The sequence below is a fragment of the Rhodococcus sp. 27YEA15 genome (genome assembly GCF_049739425.1).
Taxonomy (GTDB): Bacteria; Actinomycetota; Actinomycetes; order Mycobacteriales; family Mycobacteriaceae; genus Rhodococcus_F.
The window spans coordinates 5,016,788-5,038,422 of record NZ_JBMHHW010000001.1 but is presented as its reverse complement, the minus strand read 5'-3'; the positions used below and the strand labels follow the sequence as shown (position 1 = coordinate 5,038,422).

Annotated in this window: 21 protein-coding genes; 12 read left to right on the top strand and 9 right to left on the bottom strand. The window is 61.3% G+C overall.

All coding sequences use genetic code 11. The features are described from left to right. Positions 1 to 77: 77 nt before the first annotated feature. From ABH922_RS23560 to dnaA, 5 genes are all read right to left on the bottom strand, one after another. On the bottom strand, positions 78 to 638 hold the full coding sequence (locus ABH922_RS23560; RefSeq protein ID WP_424809236.1) for a DUF721 family protein: 561 nt from the start codon (positions 636 to 638) through the stop codon (positions 78 to 80). Beyond that, on the bottom strand, positions 616 to 1,857 hold the full coding sequence (gene recF / locus ABH922_RS23555) for a DNA replication/repair protein RecF (RefSeq protein WP_424809235.1): 1,242 nt from the start codon (positions 1,855 to 1,857) through the stop codon (positions 616 to 618). Before recF ends, ABH922_RS23560 begins: the two co-directional genes overlap by 23 nt. Beyond that, the gene (gene gnd / locus ABH922_RS23550) at positions 1,858 to 2,766 is read right to left on the bottom strand and encodes a phosphogluconate dehydrogenase (NAD(+)-dependent, decarboxylating) (protein ID WP_424809234.1); all 909 of its coding nucleotides are present in this window, start codon (positions 2,764 to 2,766) and stop codon (positions 1,858 to 1,860) included. 40 nt (positions 2,767 to 2,806) lie between these two features. Further along, positions 2,807 to 3,991, bottom strand: coding sequence for a DNA polymerase III subunit beta (gene dnaN, locus ABH922_RS23545; protein WP_424809763.1), 1,185 nt, complete (start codon positions 3,989 to 3,991; stop codon positions 2,807 to 2,809). Positions 3,992 to 4,585: 594 nt separating this feature from the next. After that, the gene (gene dnaA / locus ABH922_RS23540; protein ID WP_424809233.1) at positions 4,586 to 6,145 is read right to left on the bottom strand and encodes a chromosomal replication initiator protein DnaA; all 1,560 of its coding nucleotides are present in this window, start codon (positions 6,143 to 6,145) and stop codon (positions 4,586 to 4,588) included. An 821-nt stretch (positions 6,146 to 6,966) separates the two neighbouring features. Between dnaA and rpmH the strand changes: the two genes are divergently transcribed. The 11 genes from rpmH to ABH922_RS23485 all read left to right on the top strand — a co-directional run bounded on the left by rpmH (position 6,967) and on the right by ABH922_RS23485 (position 16,325). After that, entirely contained in the window at positions 6,967 to 7,110 is a 144-nt protein-coding gene (gene rpmH / locus ABH922_RS23535; RefSeq protein WP_003942540.1) for a 50S ribosomal protein L34, read from the top strand. A 26-nt stretch (positions 7,111 to 7,136) separates the two neighbouring features. Then, on the top strand, positions 7,137 to 7,517 hold the full coding sequence (gene rnpA, locus ABH922_RS23530) for a ribonuclease P protein component (protein WP_424809232.1): 381 nt from the start codon (positions 7,137 to 7,139) through the stop codon (positions 7,515 to 7,517). Further along, positions 7,514 to 7,894 carry a membrane protein insertion efficiency factor YidD gene (gene yidD / locus ABH922_RS23525; RefSeq protein ID WP_424809231.1) on the top strand — a complete coding sequence of 127 codons (381 nt, stop codon included), beginning with the start codon at positions 7,514 to 7,516 and terminating at the stop codon, positions 7,892 to 7,894. Before rnpA ends, yidD begins: the two co-directional genes overlap by 4 nt. A 4-nt stretch (positions 7,895 to 7,898) precedes the next feature. Beyond that, positions 7,899 to 9,035, top strand: a complete 1,137-nt coding sequence (yidC, locus tag ABH922_RS23520) for a membrane protein insertase YidC (protein WP_424809230.1) — start codon at positions 7,899 to 7,901, stop codon at positions 9,033 to 9,035. A 17-nt stretch (positions 9,036 to 9,052) separates the two neighbouring features. Then, the gene (locus ABH922_RS23515) at positions 9,053 to 9,625 is read left to right on the top strand and encodes a protein jag (RefSeq protein WP_424809229.1); all 573 of its coding nucleotides are present in this window, start codon (positions 9,053 to 9,055) and stop codon (positions 9,623 to 9,625) included. 213 nt (positions 9,626 to 9,838) lie between these two features. Then, positions 9,839 to 11,062: an NAD(P)/FAD-dependent oxidoreductase gene (locus ABH922_RS23510; RefSeq protein ID WP_424809228.1), complete on the top strand. Its 1,224-nt coding sequence runs from the start codon at positions 9,839 to 9,841 to the stop codon at positions 11,060 to 11,062. Continuing rightward, positions 11,059 to 11,973 carry an RNA polymerase sigma-70 factor gene (locus ABH922_RS23505; protein ID WP_424809227.1) on the top strand — a complete coding sequence of 305 codons (915 nt, stop codon included), beginning with the start codon at positions 11,059 to 11,061 and terminating at the stop codon, positions 11,971 to 11,973. Before ABH922_RS23510 ends, ABH922_RS23505 begins: the two co-directional genes overlap by 4 nt. 656 nt (positions 11,974 to 12,629) lie before the next feature. After that, positions 12,630 to 13,310: a 16S rRNA (guanine(527)-N(7))-methyltransferase RsmG gene (gene rsmG / locus ABH922_RS23500; protein ID WP_424809226.1), complete on the top strand. Its 681-nt coding sequence runs from the start codon at positions 12,630 to 12,632 to the stop codon at positions 13,308 to 13,310. 80 nt (positions 13,311 to 13,390) lie between these two features. Further along, positions 13,391 to 14,392, top strand: coding sequence for a ParA family protein (locus tag ABH922_RS23495; RefSeq protein ID WP_424809225.1), 1,002 nt, complete (start codon positions 13,391 to 13,393; stop codon positions 14,390 to 14,392). Position 14,393: 1 nt separating this feature from the next. Next, positions 14,394 to 15,431 carry a ParB/RepB/Spo0J family partition protein gene (locus ABH922_RS23490; RefSeq protein ID WP_424809224.1) on the top strand — a complete coding sequence of 346 codons (1,038 nt, stop codon included), beginning with the start codon at positions 14,394 to 14,396 and terminating at the stop codon, positions 15,429 to 15,431. A gap of 210 nt (positions 15,432 to 15,641) precedes the next feature. Further along, positions 15,642 to 16,325 (top strand): GNAT family N-acetyltransferase, encoded by a 684-nt coding sequence (locus ABH922_RS23485; RefSeq protein WP_424809223.1) that lies wholly within the window; start codon positions 15,642 to 15,644, stop codon positions 16,323 to 16,325. 15 nt (positions 16,326 to 16,340) lie between these two features. Here the strand turns inward: ABH922_RS23485 and ABH922_RS23480 are convergent, their stop codons facing one another. The 3 genes from ABH922_RS23480 to trxB form a co-directional block, all read right to left on the bottom strand. Beyond that, positions 16,341 to 17,531 (bottom strand): N-acetylmuramoyl-L-alanine amidase, encoded by a 1,191-nt coding sequence (locus tag ABH922_RS23480; protein WP_424809222.1) that lies wholly within the window; start codon positions 17,529 to 17,531, stop codon positions 16,341 to 16,343. A gap of 127 nt (positions 17,532 to 17,658) precedes the next feature. After that, complete coding sequence (trxA, locus tag ABH922_RS23475; protein ID WP_424809221.1) at positions 17,659 to 17,982, bottom strand: thioredoxin; 324 nt, start codon at positions 17,980 to 17,982, stop codon at positions 17,659 to 17,661. 37 nt (positions 17,983 to 18,019) lie between these two features. Further along, a complete protein-coding gene (gene trxB / locus ABH922_RS23470; RefSeq protein WP_424809220.1) occupies positions 18,020 to 19,015 on the bottom strand; it encodes a thioredoxin-disulfide reductase in 996 nt (331 codons plus the stop codon). A 1,227-nt stretch (positions 19,016 to 20,242) separates the two neighbouring features. Between trxB and ABH922_RS23465 the strand changes: the two genes are divergently transcribed. Continuing rightward, positions 20,243 to 20,872, top strand: coding sequence for a TetR/AcrR family transcriptional regulator (locus ABH922_RS23465; RefSeq protein ID WP_424809219.1), 630 nt, complete (start codon positions 20,243 to 20,245; stop codon positions 20,870 to 20,872). Positions 20,873 to 20,889: 17 nt separating this feature from the next. On the opposite strand, the gene ABH922_RS23460 is transcribed toward ABH922_RS23465, so the two are convergent. Further along, positions 20,890 to 21,621: a hypothetical protein gene (locus ABH922_RS23460; protein ID WP_424809218.1), complete on the bottom strand. Its 732-nt coding sequence runs from the start codon at positions 21,619 to 21,621 to the stop codon at positions 20,890 to 20,892. Between the last annotated feature and the right edge of the window lie 14 nt (positions 21,622 to 21,635).

Genomic DNA, 21,635 nt, shown 5'->3' with positions numbered 1-21,635 from the left:
GACACAGTTCACTCGATAAACGAGTTTTAACTGTAACACGAAGTAATAGATAGAACCAGGTCGTGGTTCCCCGGCCCTCAACCGTAGGTATCGCGAGGTCCGCGGCCTTTCACGTGGCGCTCTCCCTTGCGCCAACTAGGCGCACTGGGACCGGTAATGCGCAGTGTCTTGACAACTCCGTCACCGACCGCCGCCGCGATCTTCGCCAGGATCTGAGCCTGCATCATCCGTAATTGTGTTGCCCACGCGGTTGATTCCGCAGAAATGCTCAAGACCCCGTCCCGTAGCGACACCGGTTCGGCATGGGCCGAGATGTCTTCACCGACCACTTGCGGCCACCGCCCCAGGACGGTGCCCTCGGACACTTTCGGCGACCAACCGCGCGACTTCGCGACGGCACCGGTCAGCGCCCCGAACGGTTGTGGGTCCCGAGCATCCGGCCCCGGACCGGACCAACCCCCACGTCGACGCGGGCGATTTCCGTATTTCGGCGAGGACCGCCCCTGCCCGACGGCCTTGCCGTTGGCCTTCGCCGTGGCTCGCGCCTCCTCGAGGGCACGACGAGCCAGATCGATCCCCTTCAGTTCCGGCTTGCTCTCGCCGCTGCCCGTGTTGTCACTGCCCTTGTTGTCCGACATCGGATCCGACCTCCCGTAGTCGTTCACTCGACACTATTCGGGAGATGCGTCCGTCGTCGGTGTCGACGGCCTCGACACCGAACCGCACCGCTTCGAGTTCGCCCGGTATGTCTTCCGATACCGCTGCCGTGATCAGTACCTGTTCGGCGGTGGCCGCCACTTCCGCGAGAGCCCGACGACGGCGACGGTCCAATTCGGCGAAGACGTCATCGAGCATGAGCACCGGGTCACTGCCTTCGCTACGTAGCAGTGTGAAGCTCGCCAGTCTCAATGACAGGGCATACGACCAGGATTCACCATGGCTGGCAAAACCTTTCGCGGGTGTGTCACCGAGACTCAACTCGAGGTCGTCGCGGTGTGGACCGACCAGGCATACCCCGCGATCGATCTCCTTCGAACGCATGACCGACAGTTCGTGATGAAATCGCTCCTCGAGGTACGCGACGTCATCGATTCCGGAAATCCTTGCTGGATCGGTGAATTCAGGGTCCAACGAGGTACCGAGACTGCTCCGGTATCGAATCGATGCGGGGCGGGACTCTGGAGCGATGGAGTTGTAGGCCTGCGCCAGATACGGAGCGAGATCGTGGACCAGCTCGAGGCGACCTGCCAGCAGTTGAGCGCCGTGGGCGGCAAGATGGCCGTCCCATACCTCGAGAGTGGAGAGCACGTTCTCCGCGTCCGCGGACCTGGCTCCCCGGCGCAGTGCTGCCCCGGCAGTTTTCAGAAGTGCGGATCGCTGACGAAGTACTTTATCGTAATCCGCACGCACAGCAGCCATTCGGGGGATCCTCGACGTCAACAGCTCGTCCAGATATCGTCGCCGATCGCCCGGATCACCGCGCACCAGTGACAGATCCTCGGGGGCGAACATCACCGACCGCAGGACGCCCAGGATTTCGCGTGGACGACGGGTCGGTGACTGATTGATCCTGGCGCGGTTCGACTTTCCCTCGATCAGTTCGACGTCGATGGTCAATTCCCGGCCGTCGTTGACGACGGTGGCACCGGAGAATGCCGTCGCGGCGCCTGATCTGATCATCGGCGCGTCTGCGGACACACGATGCGACGACAGCGTGGACAGGTAGCCCAGCGACTCGAGGATGTTGGTCTTCCCATGACCGTTCGAGCCGACGAACACGGTCGTTCCCGGTTTCAAATCGAGTGTCAAAGAGTCCCAGGACCGGAAATCCCGCATCGAAAATCTACGAACGAACACTTAGGTCTCTGATGTCGAATTCTTGGACGACGCACTACGCACGGCATGACCACCGAACTGGTTACGCAGCGCGGAGACGGCTTTCATGGCGGGCGAATCATCTTGCCTCGAGGCGAATCTCGCGAACAACGCGGCCGAGATCACCGGGGCGGGGACAGCATGTCTGATTGCTTCCTCGACGGTCCACCTGCCTTCGCCCGAGTCTTCGGTGTATCCACTGATCTGCGCCAGCTCCGGATCTTCTTCGAGGGCGGCAACCAGTAGATCGAGTAACCACGAGCGAACCACTGTGCCCTTGGACCAGGCTTTCAACACACCGGGAACGTTGTCGATGAGATTTTCCGCCTCGAGGAGCTCGTACCCTTCGGCATAGGCCTGCATCAGCCCGTACTCGATACCGTTGTGAATCATCTTCGCGTAGTGACCAGCACCGACCGGGCCGGCGTGGACGAAACCGTCTGCGACGTCTCCTTCCGGCCGAAGGGCGTCGAAGATCGGCATGGCCCGCTCGACGTCCGTCGTTGATCCGCCGACCATGAGCCCGTATCCGATGTTCCGGCCCCAGATACCGCCGGAAACACCACAATCGAGGAAACCGATGTCCTTGGTTGCGAGAAGCTCGGCATGGACTGCGTCGTCGGTGTAACGGGAGTTACCGCCGTCGATGACGAGGTCACCGCCCTCGAGGGTGAGAGCAAGTTCGGCGATCGTGTTCTGAGTGATCTCACCGGCGGGAACCATCACCCAGATAATTCGTGGTCCCTCGAGGGCCGCCGCCAGTTCCGTGAGTGATCCGACGTCCGTGACATCGGGACGAGGATCGTATCCGATTACCTCGATGTCGTGGGCGCGTAGACGTTCACGCATGTTGAAGCCCATTTTGCCGAGACCTACCAGTCCGATCTTCATCCTGATCTCCCTCGTGAGGTGAACTCCGGATACTCGGTTCTCAGCCGGGAAGGCGGACCGGCATCAAGAGGTACGTGTATTCGCTCTGCGGTGCCGCGAAGGTCCCGGACTCGTCCGGCGTGGGATCCTCGTCGGTGGCCGGCCGCAGAACAGCTGGGCGACTGGCCGTCGTGAAGCCGAACAGTACGTTCTCGCTGTGTAGCGAGTTCAGGCCGTCGGTGAGATAGCCGGGATTGAACGCAATGGTCAACGGTTCACCCTGGAAGGTGGCATTGAGGGTTTCCTCGGCTCGACCGGCGTCGTCACCGCCTGCGGAAAGGAGCAAGCCCTCGGAGGAGAACTGCATCCGTACCTGAGCCCCACGTTCGGCAACGAGCGCAACACGCTTGATCGCCTCGATGAGCGGGGTGACTTCCACGGTTGCCATCGCAGTGTGCTGGGCGGGCAGTAGCTGACGGAATTTGGGGAACTCGGCGTCGAGTAGTCGCGTGGTGGTGCGACGACCGTCGTTGACGATGCCGAGCAGTCCGTCGTTTCCGATGCTCGAGCCGGAACCCAGAGCGAGCTCGACAGGTGAACTTGCGTTACCGGCAAGTGTTTTCGCGGACTCGGAGAGAGTCTTCGCCGGAATCAGAACGGCAGCCTGAACGTCTGGGTTGGCCGGGGTCCACTCGAGTTCACGTACTGCCAGACGGAATCGGTCCGTAGCTGCGAGAACTATCGAGTTCTGCTCGATCTCGACGCGAATGCCGGTGAGCATGGGAAGGGTGTCGTCCTTACCAGCGGCGATCGCAACCTGACTGATGGCCTCGGAGAACAGATCGACCGGGATGGAACCGGATTGCTGGGGAAGGCTGGGAAGTTGCGGGTAGTCCTCGACCGGCATCGTGGGCAGGGAGAACTTTGCGCTACCGCAGGCGATGAGGACACGGGTCCCCTCGAGGGTGACGTCGACCGGCTTGTTGGGCAGCGACTTCGTGATGTCTGCGAGAAGACGACCTGAGACGAGTACCTGACCGACAGTGGTCACATCGGCGGAAACGCGTACCTGAGCGGAGACCTCGTAGTCGAACCCGGAAACCGTCAGACCTTGTTCGCTTGCATCGAGGAGAACTCCGCCGAGCACCGGGACGGGTGGCCTCGAGGGCAGACTCCGAGCAACCCAGGCCACTGAATCGGCGAATTCTTCCCGGGAAACGCGAAACTTCAGGCTTCCAAGCTCCATCGCCGGGTTGTTCCTCTCGGTAGGCATGTTCGTGATGCGAATCTGCACCAACTGACTTGCAAGTCTGACACAGACGAAGCGATGCCCACGTTATGCCCTCGAGGGCGCTGGTGGAAACCGGAAGCAGGGACGAGGGGGCATCGGCTGTGAGTTGATCACAGGGGTTGTCCCCAATCCTGTTTTCAAAGAGATTTTTCCAGGGAATTCTCAGTAGTAGTAATAAGTCCTGTGCAATCTGTGGAGTAACGCCTCGAGACGCAGGTAGGTCCCCTCGAGGGACTGTGCAGATCTCGAGGACAGACTCGAGGAGCGATCGTCTCCATCTGTGCACGCCGGAAAAGTTTCCGAATTACTCCTCGAGATCTCCACAGACTTCGAGAGTTATCAACACAGTTATCCCCAGATGTGAATACTTTTCGCCTGAAACGAAATATTTGTTAACTCGCGGCGTGTCTCGACCGGCGTGTCGTCAGTGAATCGTTGTTCCGACGACTGGCGGCCCTCGAGGGCGAAGCTGTCGATCGGGTGTGGAAACAACGATGCCGCTCGAGGAGGCATGTTCCCTCGAGCGGCACCGCCACCTGTTTTTGCAGATCAGCGCTTGGAACGCTGCTTGATTCGCGCTGTCAATTCCTGAACCTGGTCGTACACCTTGCGACGTTCGGTCATTTCCTTGCGGATCTTCTTGTCGGCATACATCACCGTCGTGTGATCGCGGCCGAACGTCTGCCCGATCTTCGGCAGCGACAGATCGGTCAGCTCGCGGCACAGATACATCGAGATCTGCCGTGCCTGCGCCAGTGGCCTGGCCTTACCCGGCCCACACAGGTCGTCGATCGACATGTTGAAGTACTCGGCCGTCACGGCCATGATCGTCGCCGCATTGATCTCGAGGCTCGAGGAGTCCGGCATCAGATCCCGAAGAACTACTTCGGCCAGCGTCAGATCCAAGGGCTGCCGGTTGAGCGAGGCGAACGCGGTGACGCGGATCAACGCACCCTCGAGTTCCCGAATGTTGCGCTCGATTCGACTGGCGATCAGCTCGAGGACGTCGTGTGGCACCTCGAGGCGATCCATCCTGGCCTTCTTGCTCAAGATCGCGATACGCGTCTCGAGTTCCGGCGGCTGGACGTCGGTGATCAGACCCCATTCGAAGCGCGTCCGCAGGCGCTCCTCGAGGGTTGCCAGTTGTTTCGGTGGCCGGTCCGAGGACACCACGATCTGTTTGTTCGCGTTGTGCAAGGTGTTGAAGGTATGGAAGAACTCTTCCTGAATACCTTCCTTGCCCTCGATGAACTGGATGTCGTCGACCAGCAGGACGTCCGTCTCGCGGTAGCGGCGCTTGAACGCGACCTTGCGATCGTCACGGAGACTGTTGATGAAGTCGTTCGTGAACTCTTCGGTGGAGACGTACTTCACACGCATGCCTGGAAACAGCCGCTGCGCGTAGTGGCCTGCGGCATGGAGCAGGTGGGTCTTACCGAGACCGGACGCACCCCAGATGAACAGCGGGTTGTAGGCCCGCGCCGGCGCTTCGGCGATCGCGACCGCCGCCGCGTGCGCGAATCGGTTGGACGAGCCGATGACGAAAGTGTCGAACGTGTACTTCGCGTTGAGGCTGTTGGCGCCCGAGTTGGACGCGGACGGAGTGGCCGGTGGTTTCGTGAAGTACGACGGCCATGATTCGTGAACGCTCGCGAGAGCTTCCCGGTCGTCGTCGACCTCTTCCGTTTCCGCGGTCTCGGAATCGGACGGTTCGCCGTCGCCTTCGGTGAAGCGGCGGCGACGGTAGGCGCCGGAGCTGTTGACCGATTCGAATTGCCGACTCGGTGTTCGGTCCTCGGTCGGCTCGGCACCACCATTGGCGTCGGACGTTGCGATACGGACGCCGAGCCCTTCGACCTGTCCGCCTAGATGGCGACCGAGTGCTTGCAGAATCGGCTCACGAAGATCACGTTCGATCGTTTCCTGCGCGAAAGGCGACGGAACCGAGAGGAGTGCAAAACCCTGTGCGAGTGTGAGTGGTCTCACCAGACGGACGAAAGCCTTCTGTTTACTGCTCAAAGTCGGAAGATCACTCCCCGGATCATCACTGGTGAGTTCTGCAACCACGTCGACCCAGACTCGTGCGAGCGCGTTGGGATCGTCGTTCACGTGGTTCCTTCCTGTGTTTCGCCGTCGGTGTTGTGCTGCAGCTGCCGAGCACGGGGCTGCGGAGTCCGATGATCAGTGGCGTCGATGATCAGTGGCGTCGATGATCGGTGGCTGTGTCATCTGAGGAGAACCTCGTGACAGGCATACGAATATGCCACCTGAACTGTGTTTCCACACAATTATCCACAGATGTGGACAAACCTGCATCGGGTCGGTTATTTCGCGGCCTTCCGCGACGGCCGGCGACAGAAAGTTGGTCTACCTGCATGTTTTCTCGTTGATTCGGCGATGGCCCGGATCGACGCTCGAGTAGCGGGTCCGAAGCCCTGTGGATGAATGTGAATTTGTGGAAGCCTGCGCCGACTGCGCAGTCGCGGACCGAATGCGCAGCTGAGGGCTTGTAGGGTGTTCGTACATCGACGCGGGAGGTCCGGTTTTTCCGGTCTCGGAGGGCTGATAGCAGAAGTGTTGCCAAGGTCACATCGGAAGTCCCTCTCGAGGTCACGGTTCTATGCATGAAGTGTCCCCGAGGTGTGGGATGCCGCTTCTCTCGGCGTGTTGCGAGCGTCCGCCTCGGCGCTCGATCGAATGAGCTGGTTTGACCTCGGCAACGGTGGTAAGTAACCTCGAACAGTCACCCGCTGGTGGTGATCTTTTCGTGCTGGCCGCATGTGCCGGATCGAAACGGTCTTCCGAACTACACGGCGTGTGGTGAATGCTGTTTTCCTAAGCAGTGTTGTACATGCCAGATCCAAGGCGCTGTAAGGCGTCGATCACCGAAGGCGCCGGGAGGCGCCAATGAACTTCGAGGAGTGTTGACCGTGGCCAAGGGCAAGCGGACGTTCCAGCCGAATAATCGCCGCCGCGCGCGCGTTCACGGCTTCCGTCTTCGTATGCGTACCCGTGCGGGTCGTGCAATCGTTTCGGCGCGTCGCCGTAAGGGCCGCGATTCTCTTACCGCCTGATCTGATTTCGAGTTCAGGAGCTCGGGGTGTTGCCTGAGCCGCACCGCTTGCGCCGTCACTCCGATTTTTCGGTGACGGTGCGACGCGGTCGCCGTATGGGAAGACGCGACCTTGTCGTGCACGCGTTCGATCGCGGGCAAGTCGAGGCGTTGGTAGTAAGTGGTAGCGGTCCCCGTTTCGGGCTGATCGTGAGCAAGGCTGTCGGGCCGGCGGTGATTCGACATCGAGTCGCACGCCGGCTTCGTCATATCTGCGCAGACCTGGTCGGACAGGTGTCGCCGGACACGGATGTCGTCATCCGTGCTCTTCCGGGGGCGGCTTCGGCCACGTCTGCGGAACTGGCCAGGCAATTACGGGCTGGTCTGACCAAAATGAATTTAGTGGTGCCGGTAAGTGAAGAGCCATGAGTACTTCGCTCGATGAGCAGATCGAGACTGCAGAGGCCTCCCGCGTTCGCGCGGTGTGGAAGGCCGTCCGTCGTGCTCCCGCCACCGTTCTGATCTTCTGTATCGAGCTCTACCGGACGTATGTGTCGCCCTTGCGGATGCCGACCTGCCGGTTCGCTCCCACCTGTAGCGAATACGCGGTGGAAGCGCTGCGTCTACACGGTGCCATCAAAGGCCTTTTCTTGACTGTGGTGCGGTTGGCGAAGTGTGCCCCCTGGCATTCTGGAGGGTGGGACCCCGTCCCTGCCCGTCGTGACCGTGATGCGGGTAGCCCCCAAAGCTGTCCGGAAGCACGCGCAGCGTGTCACAGTCCGACGGACGAACAGAGGAGTACTTAGAGCCGTGCTCAATTTCATCTACTATCCGGTCTCCGCGATTCTGTGGGTCTGGCACAAGGTCTTCGGCTTCGTGCTAGGTGCAGACAGCGGTATCGCGTGGGCGCTGTCGGTGGTGTTCCTTGTGTTCACGCTCCGCGCAGTGCTCTACAAGCCCTTCGTCAAGCAGGTGCGCACCACCCGTCAGATGCAGGAGTTGCAGCCACAGATCAAGGCGCTGCAGAAGAAGTACTCGGGCGATCGTCAGCGTCAGGCTGTCGAGATGCAGAAGCTTCAGAAGGAGCACGGATTCAACCCGATCATGGGTTGTCTCCCCGTTCTGGCCCAGGCACCGGTCTTCATCGGTCTGTTCCACGTCCTACGCTCGTTCAACCGCACCGGTACCGGCATGGGACAACTGGGATTGAGCCCGGAAGAGAACCTGCTGCACTCCAACTACGTCTTCAACACGACGGACGTCCAGTCCTTCCTCGACGCACGTCTGTTCGGCGCTCCGATCTCGGCGTGGATCACCATGCCCGCGAACCAGCTGCAGGCGTTCGTCACCGAGAATGTCCCGGAACTTCCGTCGAAGCTCAATATTGCGTTGGTCGCGATTCCGCTGATGATCATCGCCAGCGTCGCCACCCACTTCAACTCACGCGCATCGGTTGCCCGCCAGAGTGAAGCTGCGGCCGCGAATCCGCAGTCGGCGATCATGAACAAGCTCGCGCTGTACGTCTTCCCTCTCGGCGTTCTGGTCGGTGGACCGTTCCTGCCCATCGCGATCCTGTTGTACTGGGTCTCGAACAATATCTGGACCTACGGTCAGCAGCACCTCGTGTTCCGCAAGATCGACGCGGAAGAGGAGCAGAAGAAGCAGGAAGCGATCAATCGCCGCAACGACAACGCGCCCAAGCCGGGTGCTCGTCCGAAGCGGAAGAAGGGTGCGGCGGCCGCCGCCAAGGCGCCCGAGGTGATCGACGGGGAGACAGTGGAACCGACGACCGCCACACCGGACGTTTCTCTCGAAAAGTCTACTGAGAAGCCTGCACCGAAGCCTCCCGTGAAGTCGACCGGGTCCGGGACAGGCGGGGCCAAGCCGAGACAGAATCGGCCACAGAACAATCGTGGTAACTCCCCCAAGCGCAACAAGCGGCGCTGATCGAGGAAAGAGACACTATGTCCAGTGAAGCTGATATCGCTGTGGATGCCGAGAACTCGGGCGTGAGCACCGACGTCGCACCTCCGGTTCAGGAGGTAGCTCTCGACGGCACCGATCTCGATGATTCCGACGACGACCTGATCGAAGAAGGCGAGATCGCCGGCGATTACCTCGAGCAATTGCTCGACGTGCTCGATTTCGACGGCGACATCGACCTCGACGTGGAGGGTGATCGCGCTGTCGTCAGCATCGACGGCGGAGACGATCTGAGCAAGCTCGTCGGCCGTAAAGGTGAGGTTCTCGACGCTCTGCAGGAGCTGACCCGGTTGGCTGTGCAACAGTCGACCGGTGAACGGAGCCGACTCATGCTCGATGTGGCCGGGTGGCGAGCGGGGCGCCGCGAGGCACTCACCGTTCTGGGTATCGAGGCGGCGCAACGCGTTCTGGAAAGCGGCGAACGTGAAGAGCTGGCACCGATGACGCCGTTCGAGCGCAAGATCGTCCACGACGCCGTAGCCAAGGTCGACGGTGTTTCGAGCGAAAGCGAGGGCGCAGAGCCCTCTCGCCGCGTAGTCGTTCTCAAGGACTGACCAAGAGACGTCGATCGTGAACGGGCCCCGAGGTGAAACACCTCGGGGCCCGTCGTCGTAGGCGGCCGTTTCACGTGAAACACGATGATCTGATCCTGCCGGTCGCTGTGTTGAGGCCGCTTGTGCTTCGACAGCTGTGAGGCCACTCACGTGATGTCACAGTCGTCGTGCTCCCGGTGTCTCGAGGGTAGTGACGGACGAACAGGAGACGACATGAGAACTCGATCGCAGGGTGGACCCGTTTCGAACGGCAGATCGGAGCCCCGTCGTCCGACGGTGGTGGTGATCGGCGGCGGTTATGCGGGTACCCTCGCCGCCAACCGTCTGACATCCGTCGACGACATCGATGTTGTTCTGATCAACCCGCGACCGCACTTCGTCGAGAGGATTCGGCTGCACCAGGTGATTGCCGGCAGTGGCACAGCCGACGTCGGCTACGACACGCTGCTCCACGGAAGAGTTCGACTGATGGTCGCTACGGCGAGCCGAATCGACGTCGCCGCCGGGACGGTCGAGTTGGCGGGCGGCGATCACATCTCGTACGACTACCTCGTCTACGCAGTCGGGAGTCGGGGTCGGCCCCTCGACGTTCCCGGCGCGCGCGAGCACGGATACATCTTCGCCGAATGGGAAGACGCTCAGATACTGCGCGAGCATCTTGCCGCAGTCGCGGTCAGTGGTGTGGTGACGATCGTCGGTGGCGGATCGACCGGTGTGGAGGTTTCGGCGGAGCTCGCCGAATCCGGACGTCGCGTGCGGTTGATCTGTGCCGGAGAGCCCGCGCCCACATTGAGTGAGCGCGGGCGCCGCTCGACGCGACGGGTGTTACGAAGGCTGGGGGTGGAGATTCACGAGCAGACCTGCGTCACCGAAGTTCGACGGGAGTCGGTACTCGTGGTCGATCGCGATGGTGTAGTCACCGAGCTGCCGGGTGTCGCAACGGTGATCACGGCGGGATTCGAGGTTCCTGATCTGGCACGTCGCAGCGGACTGACCACCGATGACCTCGGACGGTTGTCGACCGACGAGACACTCACGAGCGTCGATGATCCACGTATCGTCGCAGCAGGCGATGCGTCAGCGCCGTCAGGACATCCGCTGCGGATGAGCTGCCAAGCTGCGGAACCGCTGGGCGCGCAGTCCGCGAACACGATACTGAGCAGGATCGCCGGTACGGTACCTACACCGTTGAACCAGGCATTCGTCGGCCAGAACGTGAGCCTTGGCCGGCGGCGCGCAACCATTCAGTTGTCACGTCTCGACGACGCTCCGAGACGACTGGTGGTGAGCGGTCGATTCGGAGCGTCGATCAAAGAGGCAATCTGTCGTGGAACATTGTGGGCGATCAGGAGGGAAGCCCGGCGTCCGGGTTCCTATACGTGGCTCCGCGGCGGCGACAGAGCAGGAGTGGTGGGTGCGGATACGGAGCGGAGATGATCGAGCGCCGGGATCGAGGAGCCGGACGCGAACACGTCCGCCAGTTCACCGAGTTACGCCCGTTGTTGTTCACGCTCGCCTACGAGATACTCGGGTCCGCGGCAGAGGCGGAGGACGTACTGCAGGACAGCTACTTGCGGTGGGCGAAAGTCGACGTGGTCTCGATCGAAGACTCGAAGGCGTATCTCGCCAAGGTCGTGACGCGTCAGTCACTCAATGCCTTGCGCGCGAGGGTGCGTCGGCGCGAGGAGTACGTCGGTCCCTGGTTGCCCGAGCCGATCCTGATGGCTGCCGAAGATCCGACTCTGGACATCGAGCTCGCCGAATCCGTCTCCACTGCAATGCTTCTCGTACTCGAGACGCTCAGCCCGGACGAGCGGGTCGTGTTCGTACTGCGTGAGGTGTTCGGTTTCGAGTATGCAGAGATCGCTACGATCGTGAACAAGACGGCAGTGGCGGTACGGCAGAGTGTCCATCGGGCGCGTGAACACGTGCGTGCCCGCCGGCGTCGATTCGTGCCTGTGGACGCGCATCGCGCCGAGACGGTCACTACCGAGTTCCTCATGGCGGCGGCAACCGGAGACCTCGAGGGTTTGATGTCGATGTTGGCGCCGAATGTCGTGTATGTCGCGGATGCTAACGGCAAGGCGACCGCTGCGCGGCGACCGATCCGAGGTGCCGCTGCCGTCGCCGCGTTGATGATCGGTGTGACCAGAATCGGAACTCGAGACGACTATCGAGTCGTACCGGCAGTCTTCAACGGTTCGCCGGGGGTGGCGTTCTATTCCGGCCACAAGCTGGAAGGGGTATTTGTCACGGAGCTTTCCGGTGGCGTCATTGGGCACATCTACGCGATGCGCAACCCCGAAAAACTCGGCGGTGTCGAGACGATCCACCGAATCGGTCGATGACGGCCACCAGGCCGACGAAAGGCCTTCCCATGCAACATATATGGATGTCCGGCGGTTCTCTTCGGGGGTGTGACGGGTAGTCGATGCGTATCGGCCTTCGGCGGTCGTGCAGTTTCACGTGAAACATGCGGAATCGACAACCGTGTCGCCGAATCGACGCGACTGCTCCGATAGGTCCACTCCCCCGGTGCGGCACGATCGTTGTCAGCCGGCGGAGGGGTGGCGGTCTGCCGTAGCCGCACATTGTCGGTGTGAAGTGATCGAGCAGCGAATGCTCTCACCGGACGTCGCCGGCGGGCGCGTGACGGATGTCGCGGAATCACCCGCAGCAGACCCTGGATTTTCGACAGGTTGTCGATCAGCCGATGCGCCGGCTGGAGTTATACCTACCCAGCTCATTTTCGTCACTGTGACGATGCAAGCGGACCGGCGACGGCGTCGACCAAGCCGCCGCACCGGTGTTTCACGTGAAACACCGGTGGCCCGTCAAGCTGGTGTGGTTGTTCCACGTGAAACTACAGATCCCTCCACTCCCCCACTTTCGATGCAATTCGACGGTCCCTGTAGCGAGTCGTCGCTCGGAAGCAGACACTTGCGGGCTCGAGGGCGGATAATGATTCGGTCTGGATTGTAGATTTCGCGGTTTACGCGGGAGGATGTTTCACGTGGAACAGAATGAAGCGGCGTCGGATGGCTGGGACGAACAAGCAACGGCGCACGCTGTGTTCGGTGACAGATACGCCATTGCAGAACAGTATTACCAGTCGCTTGCCACCGATGGCGTCGAACGTGGGTTGATCGGTCCCCGTGAGGTTCCGCGGCTCTGGGAACGTCATCTACTCAACTGTGCCGTCGTCGGAGAGCTCATTGCGGAGGGCGAGTCGGTGGTCGATGTCGGTAGTGGCGCGGGGCTTCCGGGTATCCCGTTGGCGATTGCTCGACCGGATTTGAAGGTGACACTCGTCGAGCCACTACTTCGCCGCTCGGTGTACTTGGCAGAGTTCATCGAGACACACGGACTCGACGTACTCGTGGTGCGTGGCCGCGCCGAGGAATCGGGGGTCGTCAAAGAAGCGGGTGGCGCCGATGTCGTCACGTCCAGGGCGGTGGCACCGCTGGAGAAGCTCGCACGGTGGTCGCTTCCTCTCATTCACGAACACGGGCGCATGCTTGCATTGAAAGGTTCGAGTGCGTCGGAAGAGATCGATCGGGACCGCACGGCTCTTGCGAAGCTTCATGCGGGTAAGTTGGAAATACTCGAATGCGGCACTGATCTACTGCGCACGCCCACTGTTGTGGTCAAAGCGGAACGCCTCCCGAAACGCCGGCAGCGCTGACGCATATCTGTGCGCAGCCGAGAAGAACGAACAGACGATGAGAGCACCCAGTGATCGATTCCCAATCGAAGGAGCAGTCAATGTCGGGTCGATCTGAATCCGCCGTTTCACGTGAAACAACGCCCGTGCAGACGAGTCTGGATTTGGATTCGGTTCCTGATGACGACCAGAACTTCACAGCGCCCTATTCGAATATCTCGTCCGACGAGACCCCCATCGCAGCTGCCGCTCAGCGTGCCAGCCAAGTTCTGCATCCCCATTCGGTAAGCCTGCCGAAGCCTTCTGTGCGGCGCGTGATCACCATCGCCAATCAAAAAGGCGGGGTCGGAAAGACGACGACGACGGTGAATCTCGCATCGGCGCTCGCCCTGCAAGGACTCACGGTGTTGGTGGTCGATTTGGACCCTCAGGGCAACGCCAGCACGGCTTTGGGTGTCGTGCACACCTCGGGTACCCCTTCGAGCTACGAGCTGCTCATCGGCGAAGTGAAGGCGCCCGATGCAATTCAGACGAGCCCGCACAGTGAGCGACTGCTGTGCATTCCGGCAACCATCGATCTAGCGGGAGCCGAGATCGAACTGGTGTCGATGGTGGCACGAGAAAATCGTCTCAAGGGTGCTCTCAACGACAAGGTCCTTGCCGAATTGGACGTGGACTTCGTCCTCATCGACTGCCCGCCCTCTCTCGGCCTGTTGACGGTCAACGCGATGGTGGCGGCCAAGGAAGTCCTCATTCCCATTCAGTGTGAGTACTACGCCCTCGAGGGGGTCGGCCAGTTGCTGCGCAATATCGAATTGGTTCAGGCGCACCTCAACCCGGATCTGCATGTCTCCACTGTTCTGCTGACCATGTACGACGGTCGCACGAAGCTGGCAGACCAAGTTGCCGACGAGGTTCGTAAGCATTTCGGCGACACCGTGCTGCGAGCCGTCATCCCGCGCAGTGTGAAGGTGTCCGAGGCTCCGGGTTACGGAATGACCGTGCTCGACTACGACCCGGGTTCACGGGGGGCCATGAGTTACCTCGATGCCGGTCGTGAACTTGCCGCCCGCTCTGCCACGTCGACCACGCAGGAGCAGTGAAATGAGCCAAGCACGTAAAGGTGGGCTGGGCCGGGGACTTGCTTCCCTGATTCCGACCGGGCCGGCGACGGCTCCGGGTCTCGGATCGGCAGCAGCGGACGTCGTGATCGGGGGCGACAAGCGCAACCCCTCCCCTCCCCCACCGGAGGAAAGGCCTTCGAAAGCGCTGAAGGCGACCAAAACGGCTGCCACTCCGCCCGTGGTCGAGAAGAGTCCCGTGGTCGAGTCGTCAGGTGCGGTGTACCTGGAAATCGAACCCGCCTTGATCGAGACGAACCCGCGACAGCCGCGACATGCGTTCGACGAAGAAGCGCTCGCGGAGTTGGTGCATTCCATCCGCGAGTTCGGTTTGATGCAGCCGATCGTGGTTCGTCGTCACGGTGACAAGTTCCAACTCGTCATGGGTGAGCGTCGTTGGCGGGCGAGCCAGGTGGCAGGTCTCGAGAAGATTCCCGCGATCATCCGCGACACCGAAGACGACTCGATGTTGCGTGACGCGCTCCTCGAGAACATTCATCGCGTGCAGTTGAACCCTCTCGAGGAGGCGGCCGCGTATCAGCAGTTACTCGAAGAGTTCTCGGTTACTCACGAGGAGTTGGCGAATCGGATCGGACGTTCACGCCCCGTTGTGACCAACATGATTCGTTTGTTGAAGCTGCCGGTGGCAGTGCAACGACGGGTCGCTGCCGGTGTGCTGTCGGCCGGGCATGCCAGGGCCATCCTCGCTCTCGAGGCCGGCGCTGACGCTCAGGAAGTCATGGCTGCCAGAGTCGTGGCCGAAGGGATGTCGGTGCGTGCCACGGAGGAAGCGGTGACGCTGGCGAATCGTTCCGAGGACCAGCAGGCTCGGCAGCAGAAACGGAAGCCGATCGTCATGCCGGGTCTACAGGATGTCGCAGAGCGGTTGTCGGACTCGTTCGACACCAGGGTGACGGTCAGTTTAGGCAAGCGGAAAGGCAAGATCGTCGTCGAATTCGGGTCGGTAGACGATCTGCAACGCATCGTGGGGATGATGGAAGCCCAGAAATCGACTCAGTGACGGAATGCATCCATGCAGGTACCAGCCAGAGTTTCGTCACTGTGACAATTCTTGTCAGAATATTCTGAATAATGTTGCATTGCAACAGTTTTGGTATTTCGCGAAGATCGCTATGCCAAGCGAGCCCAGCTGACCTATCCTGAGAGGCGAACAATGAGGCAAGCGGCCCACACACGCCGTTTCGAGAATCTACGGGGAGTGAGTTAGTCAGTGTCGGCTCACGTCATCACGTCGCTGACCCTTGGTGGATTCGATCACCTCTCGCCCCATGCTCGGCAATGTGTCTTCTGGGAGATGGATCCGACAGCACTTCACAATGCCCGAGGTTTCTGTGATCAGGAGTTCGAGAAGGAAGCTTGGCTGTCCATGGTCATGCTCGAATGGGGTTCGTGTGGTCAGGTCGCAGTCCGCGATGGTGTGCCTCTCGGCAGCGCCCTCTACGCTCCCCCACGCAGCATCCCTCGGTCCCAACTGTTTCCCACCAGTCCGGTCAGTTCCGACGCAGTGCTGTTGACCAGTCTGCGGGTGGAGCCGGTGGCGGCGGACGACGGACTTGCCTCGGACCTCATTGCCGCTGTGGTGACCGATCTGGTTCGACGCGGGGTGCGGGCGCTCGAGGCGTTCGGCATTCGCCACGACAGTCTCGAACCCGCGAATGACAGTCCGACGGCGACGGCTGCGCTGGAATGTTCACCGCGGACGTGCATGATCGACGCCGAGTTTCTCGAGGACCACGGCTTCGAAGTTGTCGCACCCCATCATCGCTACCCGAGACTGCGCCTCGAGCTCAACCGGGACCACGAGTGGAAAGTGGACGTCGAAGAGGCCCTGGATCGACTGCTCAAGGCCGCCTCGATCGAGATGGTGGAGATGAGCGAGCTCACACGCGTGTGAGCTCGCTCATCTCGGTCAGGAAATGCGGTCGGAGACCGAAAGCTCTTCTGCAAGAAGTTCGGCAAACGTGTACGTGCCGGTCGGCTGATCGTCTTGTCCCAAGAGGTAGAGACGTTTGACGGAGATCAGGATCGCTTCTGCGATGGTGTCACGCATCCGAGGATTGGTCAGCACCGCCGCATCGGACGCATTGGAGAGATAGCCCAGGTCGATCTGCACGGTCGGCATCTTGGTCAGGCGCAGGAGTTCCCAGGTGCGTCCGTGAGTTCTGCAGTCGCGCAACGGGGTTCGAGCCACGATTTCGCGCTGGACAAAGCCGGTGAGTGCCTGGCCGATCATCGAGACCGAGCCGTGCGAATTGCCGAAATGGAAGCTGGCGACGCCGTTGGCCGATGGGCTCGGATTGCTGTCACACCGCAACGAGATCATCAGATCCGCGTCGAATGCGTTGGACGTGAGTGCGCGTTCGGCCTCGGAAGGATTCGAATGCTGTGGTCGGGAGAGGAATGTCTCCATCCCGGTAGCGGCCATCCGGCCCTCGAGGCGCATGGCCAGATCCCAGAGAATGTCGGATTCGGAAATCCCCCCGACGACGGTGCCGGTCGATGCTCCACCGAGGCCGGGATCGATCACGATCCGCTTGCCGCCCAGTTGTGGACCCTTGCGCCGCACCAACTCTTCTTCGCTGATGGCGTGTGGCGATCCCCCGGTGACGCGAGTGCCCAGGAGTTCGAGTGAGCGAAGTGTCTGCGGACCGCAGATACCGTCGGCGGCTATGCCGATCTCACGCTGGAACGAGGAGAGGGATGCGTGGGTGCGCTGCCCGAAGAAGCCGTCGACGCGGCCGGCGTAGAAGCCCAGATCCTGAAGCCGAGTCTGCAGGGCCGCCACGTCGTCCCCGTACAACGGAGCCGAGAGCTGATAGATCAGAGTGCGCGCACCCAGGCGGTACGACGCTTCACGAATGGATCGGTAGGTGGCCGGACCCACGATTCCGTCGACGAGGAGCCCACGCTGCTGCTGAAAGGCGCGAACAGCACTGTCCAGCTGGTAATCGAAGACTGCGTCGGGTGCAATCCAATGGGCACCGTTCGCGCTCTCACGTCGACCCGTCGACACCACGTGATCGAGGTAGCCGAGCTTGGCCAGTGTGCCCCGAATCTCGGCGACGGCCGGGCCGTGATCACCGTGTCGGAGTCGTTGCATGCGTGAAAGCCTCTCGGATCGGAACAAGAACTCGATCGATGTGCCTGGTCACAGACCTGATCAGGCACATCGATCGATTATCTCAGAAAATCTGGAGATTGCGAGAATCTGTCGAGCCGGTTACGGCTCAGAGCACGTCCGCAAGATCCTTGAGCAGGGCAGCTTTGCCCTTGGCGCCGACGATCGTCTTGATCGGCTTGCCGTCCTTGAACAGGATCAGCGTCGGGATGGACATGACCTGGAAGTCGCGGGCAGCGCCGGGGTTGGCGTCGATGTCGAGCTTGGCGACGGTCAGTTTGTCGCTGTTCTCGCCGGCGATCTCCTCCAGCACCGGAGCGACCATCTTGCACGGTCCACACCAGGTCGCCCAGAAGTCGACCAGAACGGGCTTGTCGCTGCCCAGGACGTCCTGCTTGAAGGAATCATCGGTGATGGTGACGGTATTCGACACGTGTACTCCTCGAGGTTGTGTTCGACAGCTGGGTGAATCAGGGTGCGCCGACGACGTCGACGGCCAGACCGGCTGCGTCCAGGGTGTTGGCGGTGATGTCGCCGCGATCGGCCAACCAACGTTCGGCGTCGATGGCGGCGGAGCATCCGGTGCCGGCAGCGGTGATGGCCTGACGGTACGTGTGATCCACGAGGTCGCCGGCTGCGAAGACGCCGTCGACGGACGTGGCGGTGGAACCGGCGGCAACGCGGACGTAGCCGTCCTCGTCCAGGTCTACCTGGCCTTTGACGAGGTCGCTGCGCGGGTCGTGCCCGATTGCGACGAACATGCCGGTGATCTCGAGGGTGGACTGCTCGCCGGTGACGGTGTCGCGGACCACGAGGCCGCTGACACTGTTCTCGCCGAGTACCTCGACGGGTTCGGCGTTGGTCAGGAAGCGGATCTTCTCGTTCGCCTTGGCGCGTTCGAGCATGATGCGCGAAGCGCGGAACTCTTCACGGCGGTGCACGAGGGTCACCGAGCGAGCGAAACGGGTGAGGAACGTGGCCTCTTCCATCGCGGAGTCACCGCCACCGACGACGACGATGTCCTGATCGCGGAAGAAGAAGCCGTCGCAGGTGGCGCAGGCGCTGACGCCGCGGCCGAGAAGGCGTTCTTCACCGGGAATGCCCAGGTAGCGTGCAGCGGCGCCCATGGCCAGGATGATTGCGTGTGCGGCGTATGTTTCGCCGTTGGCGACGACGGTCTTGATCGGCCCGCTCAGGTCGATCTCGTCGACGTCCTCGGTGCGGATATCGGTCTCGAAGCGTAGGGCCTGCTCACGCATCTGTTCCATGAGGTCCGGGCCCATGATTCCTTCGCGGAATCCGGGGAAGTTCTCGACCTCGGTGGTGGTCATCAACGCACCACCGAACTGGGTTCCCTCGAAGAGCAGGGGCTGGAGCTCAGCACGCGCGGTGTACACACCAGCGGTGTAGCCGGCCGGTCCGGAACCGACAATGATGACGTCATGGACCGTGGACGGAGTGGTCATGCGAGCCTTCCGAGTAGAGAGAGCCGACCCTCCCTTTCCGGAGAGCCGTACCGATCAACACCAGGATAAGGGGTGTTGTTCCCGGCCCGAGCTGAACGCGGTTCCCGGTCGATGCACGCCGCACAGCCGAACGGGACCTCGGCGATCCCGCAGCCTGGCCCCGTGGGCACACAGTTCTGTCGAGTAGAGGTGATCGACCGTCGCACATTTTTCGACGAGCTTCGTCTTCCTGGGTGCGCGATGGTTGGTTTCGCAGAAATGCGACTGTGCAGAAATGCGATTCGGATGGATTTGTCGACTCGTCTGCGTCGGAGGAGATGAAGCATCTGACATGACTATCCAGTCATGTTCTTCGTGGGGGTTTCCATTTGAGTTCATGGGTCGAAACCGCCGAGCGTCCGTGCCGGAACCCTCGATCCTCGGCGCTGGTCGATTCGTGATTGTGCGTGGGGAACGGCCCGGATCGAAGTTCGGAGAAAGTTGATGTTCAAAAATGTCGGAGTTCTTGTTTCGATCTCCGAGGTCGACGAAAAGCGATGTGGCAGTGAGTGAACGAGGGAGGCGCGAACGTCCACGCCTGGCGGTGTGTGCGTCGGGATATGTCCAAGACGTCAGAGCAGCCTGCCCGAGAGATCGGGAACTCCTTCAATTCTCCTGTCTGGCAACTAGATCGGATCGGTGACTGTGTCGGCTACCTCGTGTCGTTCCGTGCCTGCGACGATCAGGCTCGAGCTTTTCGACCACCACGGCGTTGTCACAATTTCTGTCAAAAGAGCTATGTGCAAAAGCTTTCGGACATCGGTATCGGAAAGGATTCCGTCACGGGACTTACTCGAGACCCGGGATGTCAGTTGTCCGCTCGAATCGCCCGATCTCGGTGTACTTTTGTGTCGCGATGGCCGCTGATCTTGGAGGAGAGTGAAAACTGCCGTACTGCAGTTACTTTCAGAACTGTCCGGAGCCGTTTTCGGTCGGCTCGAGGTTGTTGATATGATGTGCTGGTTAGCTTTTCGGCATCGAAGACGAAGAGTCGTGAGGCAAGGAGAGCGGGGTCAGGTACGGTCTGTGTGTAGCTTGACTGAGCGGCAGTGCAATGGGCGCGAAAGTGACCGTTGGGTCGCGCGTAGACTTTTCATGACTATATAGTCAAATCTGACAGCGGTAGATCAGATCGGTAGTGCGTGGTTGGGATACCCCGAGACCGCATCGACGCAGAAAGGTACCAACGTGGGACGAGCGAGGGTCAAACCGGCACCAGGGCCGGCGATCACATCCCGCGGAAAGCGGACCCGCGAGGCACTTGTACAAGCTGGGCGGGAGGTACTGGAGCAGCGGGGCTGGGCGGGATTCAGTGTCGAGTCCGTTGCACAGGCGGCGGGAGTGTCACACGGGACGTTCTACACCCATCTCGAGTCGAAGGAAGCTCTGCTCCAGGAAGTCGTCCGGGCCGTCGCTGCGGAGATGTTCGCTGCGAGCCTTCTCGGGCCCGAGATTTCCAGTGCTCCCTATACCCGAATCGTGGAATCGAATCGCCGTTACCTGCGGGCATGGAGCAAGGCGTCGAAGGTGTTACGACTGGTCGAACAGGGTGCGGACACGAGCGAGAGTCTGCGTCGGATGGTTCTCGAGATCAGGGAGCTGTATGTCCGACGCGGCACCGAAAGTCTTGTGCAACTGAGGGACGCCGGTCTGGTCACCGTCGATCTCGATCCGACGTTGACCGCGATCTGTCTCGGTGCCATGGTCGAGCAGGTCGCCCACGTGATGTTCTCCTCCGACGAGCCACTCGACGAGGACGTGGTGGTCGAGCATCTGTCCCGGCTGTGGGCGTCCGCAATCGGCTTGAAGATTCCCTAGCGGAAGTCGCCGCGCAGTCAGCCGCCGATGTCGGTGACCGAAACTGTATCGGGACTGTCTGCGCTGCAAGCTGTTCCGACCGTCAATGCGGTTATCTGTCGAGGCACCCGGCCGGAGAGCAATAGTACGGTGGCGGGCACTCCGTCGATTCGCACCTGACCGGACCCTAGAACTTTTCTGCTTTCGTCGACCCCGTTCGCGCGCAGGCAACCGGCCAATGTCACCGGATCCTCGAGCGGTCCGAGATCGGTGGCCCCCACCAGGGCGAGTAGAGATGCGGTACCGGAGTCGCTGTCGGGAGTTGGCGATGCATTCGTAACAGTGTGAGCCACAATGTTTTCGGACGGTTCATCGGAGCGGGCGACGACGAAGACCACGACAAAGGCGACCGCGATCACGGCTGCAGCGGCAAGTGCCCAGGCCGCGCGTGTGCGCCGCAAGGGTACGACGGGTGCTGTTGGAGCGGTATCTGCCACGTGCCCTCGTAGCGCCGCATGGACGCGCGCCGCGACGGCGGGGGGAATCGCGTCGTTCGGCTGCTCGCCGGTATCGAGCGTGCCGAGCAGACGAGTGACTGCCTCGAGTTCGGTGATGTACGCCTCGGCCTGCGGGTCGGCGCGGACGAGGGGCCACAGCTCGGCGCTGATCGCCGGGTCGAGGGCGTCGGCGTGTAGATCTGCCAGTAGTTCTTCGGAGAACGGTGCCTGCGGAACTCCACCGACGGGCATGGAAGCGGAGCGATCGGTCATGAACCCTCCTCCGC

Bases quoted from the DNA above. Each gene is read 5' to 3' on its own strand.
- ABH922_RS23560 (WP_424809236.1), bottom strand. From the start codon at position 638: ATGTCGGACAACAAGGGCAGTGACAACACGGGCAGCGGCGAGAGCAAG.
- gnd (WP_424809234.1), bottom strand. From the start codon at position 2,766: ATGAAGATCGGACTGGTAGGTCTCGGCAAAATGGGCTTCAACATGCGT.
- dnaN (WP_424809763.1), bottom strand. From the start codon at position 3,991: ATGGAGCTTGGAAGCCTGAAGTTTCGCGTTTCCCGGGAAGAATTCGCC.
- yidD (WP_424809231.1), top strand. From the start codon at position 7,514: ATGAGTACTTCGCTCGATGAGCAGATCGAGACTGCAGAGGCCTCCCGC.
- ABH922_RS23515 (WP_424809229.1), top strand. From the start codon at position 9,053: ATGTCCAGTGAAGCTGATATCGCTGTGGATGCCGAGAACTCGGGCGTG.
- ABH922_RS23510 (WP_424809228.1), top strand. From the start codon at position 9,839: ATGAGAACTCGATCGCAGGGTGGACCCGTTTCGAACGGCAGATCGGAG.
- ABH922_RS23505 (WP_424809227.1), top strand. From the start codon at position 11,059: ATGATCGAGCGCCGGGATCGAGGAGCCGGACGCGAACACGTCCGCCAG.
- rsmG (WP_424809226.1), top strand. From the start codon at position 12,630: ATGTTTCACGTGGAACAGAATGAAGCGGCGTCGGATGGCTGGGACGAA.
- ABH922_RS23495 (WP_424809225.1), top strand. From the start codon at position 13,391: ATGTCGGGTCGATCTGAATCCGCCGTTTCACGTGAAACAACGCCCGTG.
- ABH922_RS23490 (WP_424809224.1), top strand. From the start codon at position 14,394: ATGAGCCAAGCACGTAAAGGTGGGCTGGGCCGGGGACTTGCTTCCCTG.
- ABH922_RS23480 (WP_424809222.1), bottom strand. From the start codon at position 17,531: ATGCAACGACTCCGACACGGTGATCACGGCCCGGCCGTCGCCGAGATT.
- trxB (WP_424809220.1), bottom strand. From the start codon at position 19,015: ATGACCACTCCGTCCACGGTCCATGACGTCATCATTGTCGGTTCCGGA.
- ABH922_RS23460 (WP_424809218.1), bottom strand. From the start codon at position 21,621: ATGACCGATCGCTCCGCTTCCATGCCCGTCGGTGGAGTTCCGCAGGCA.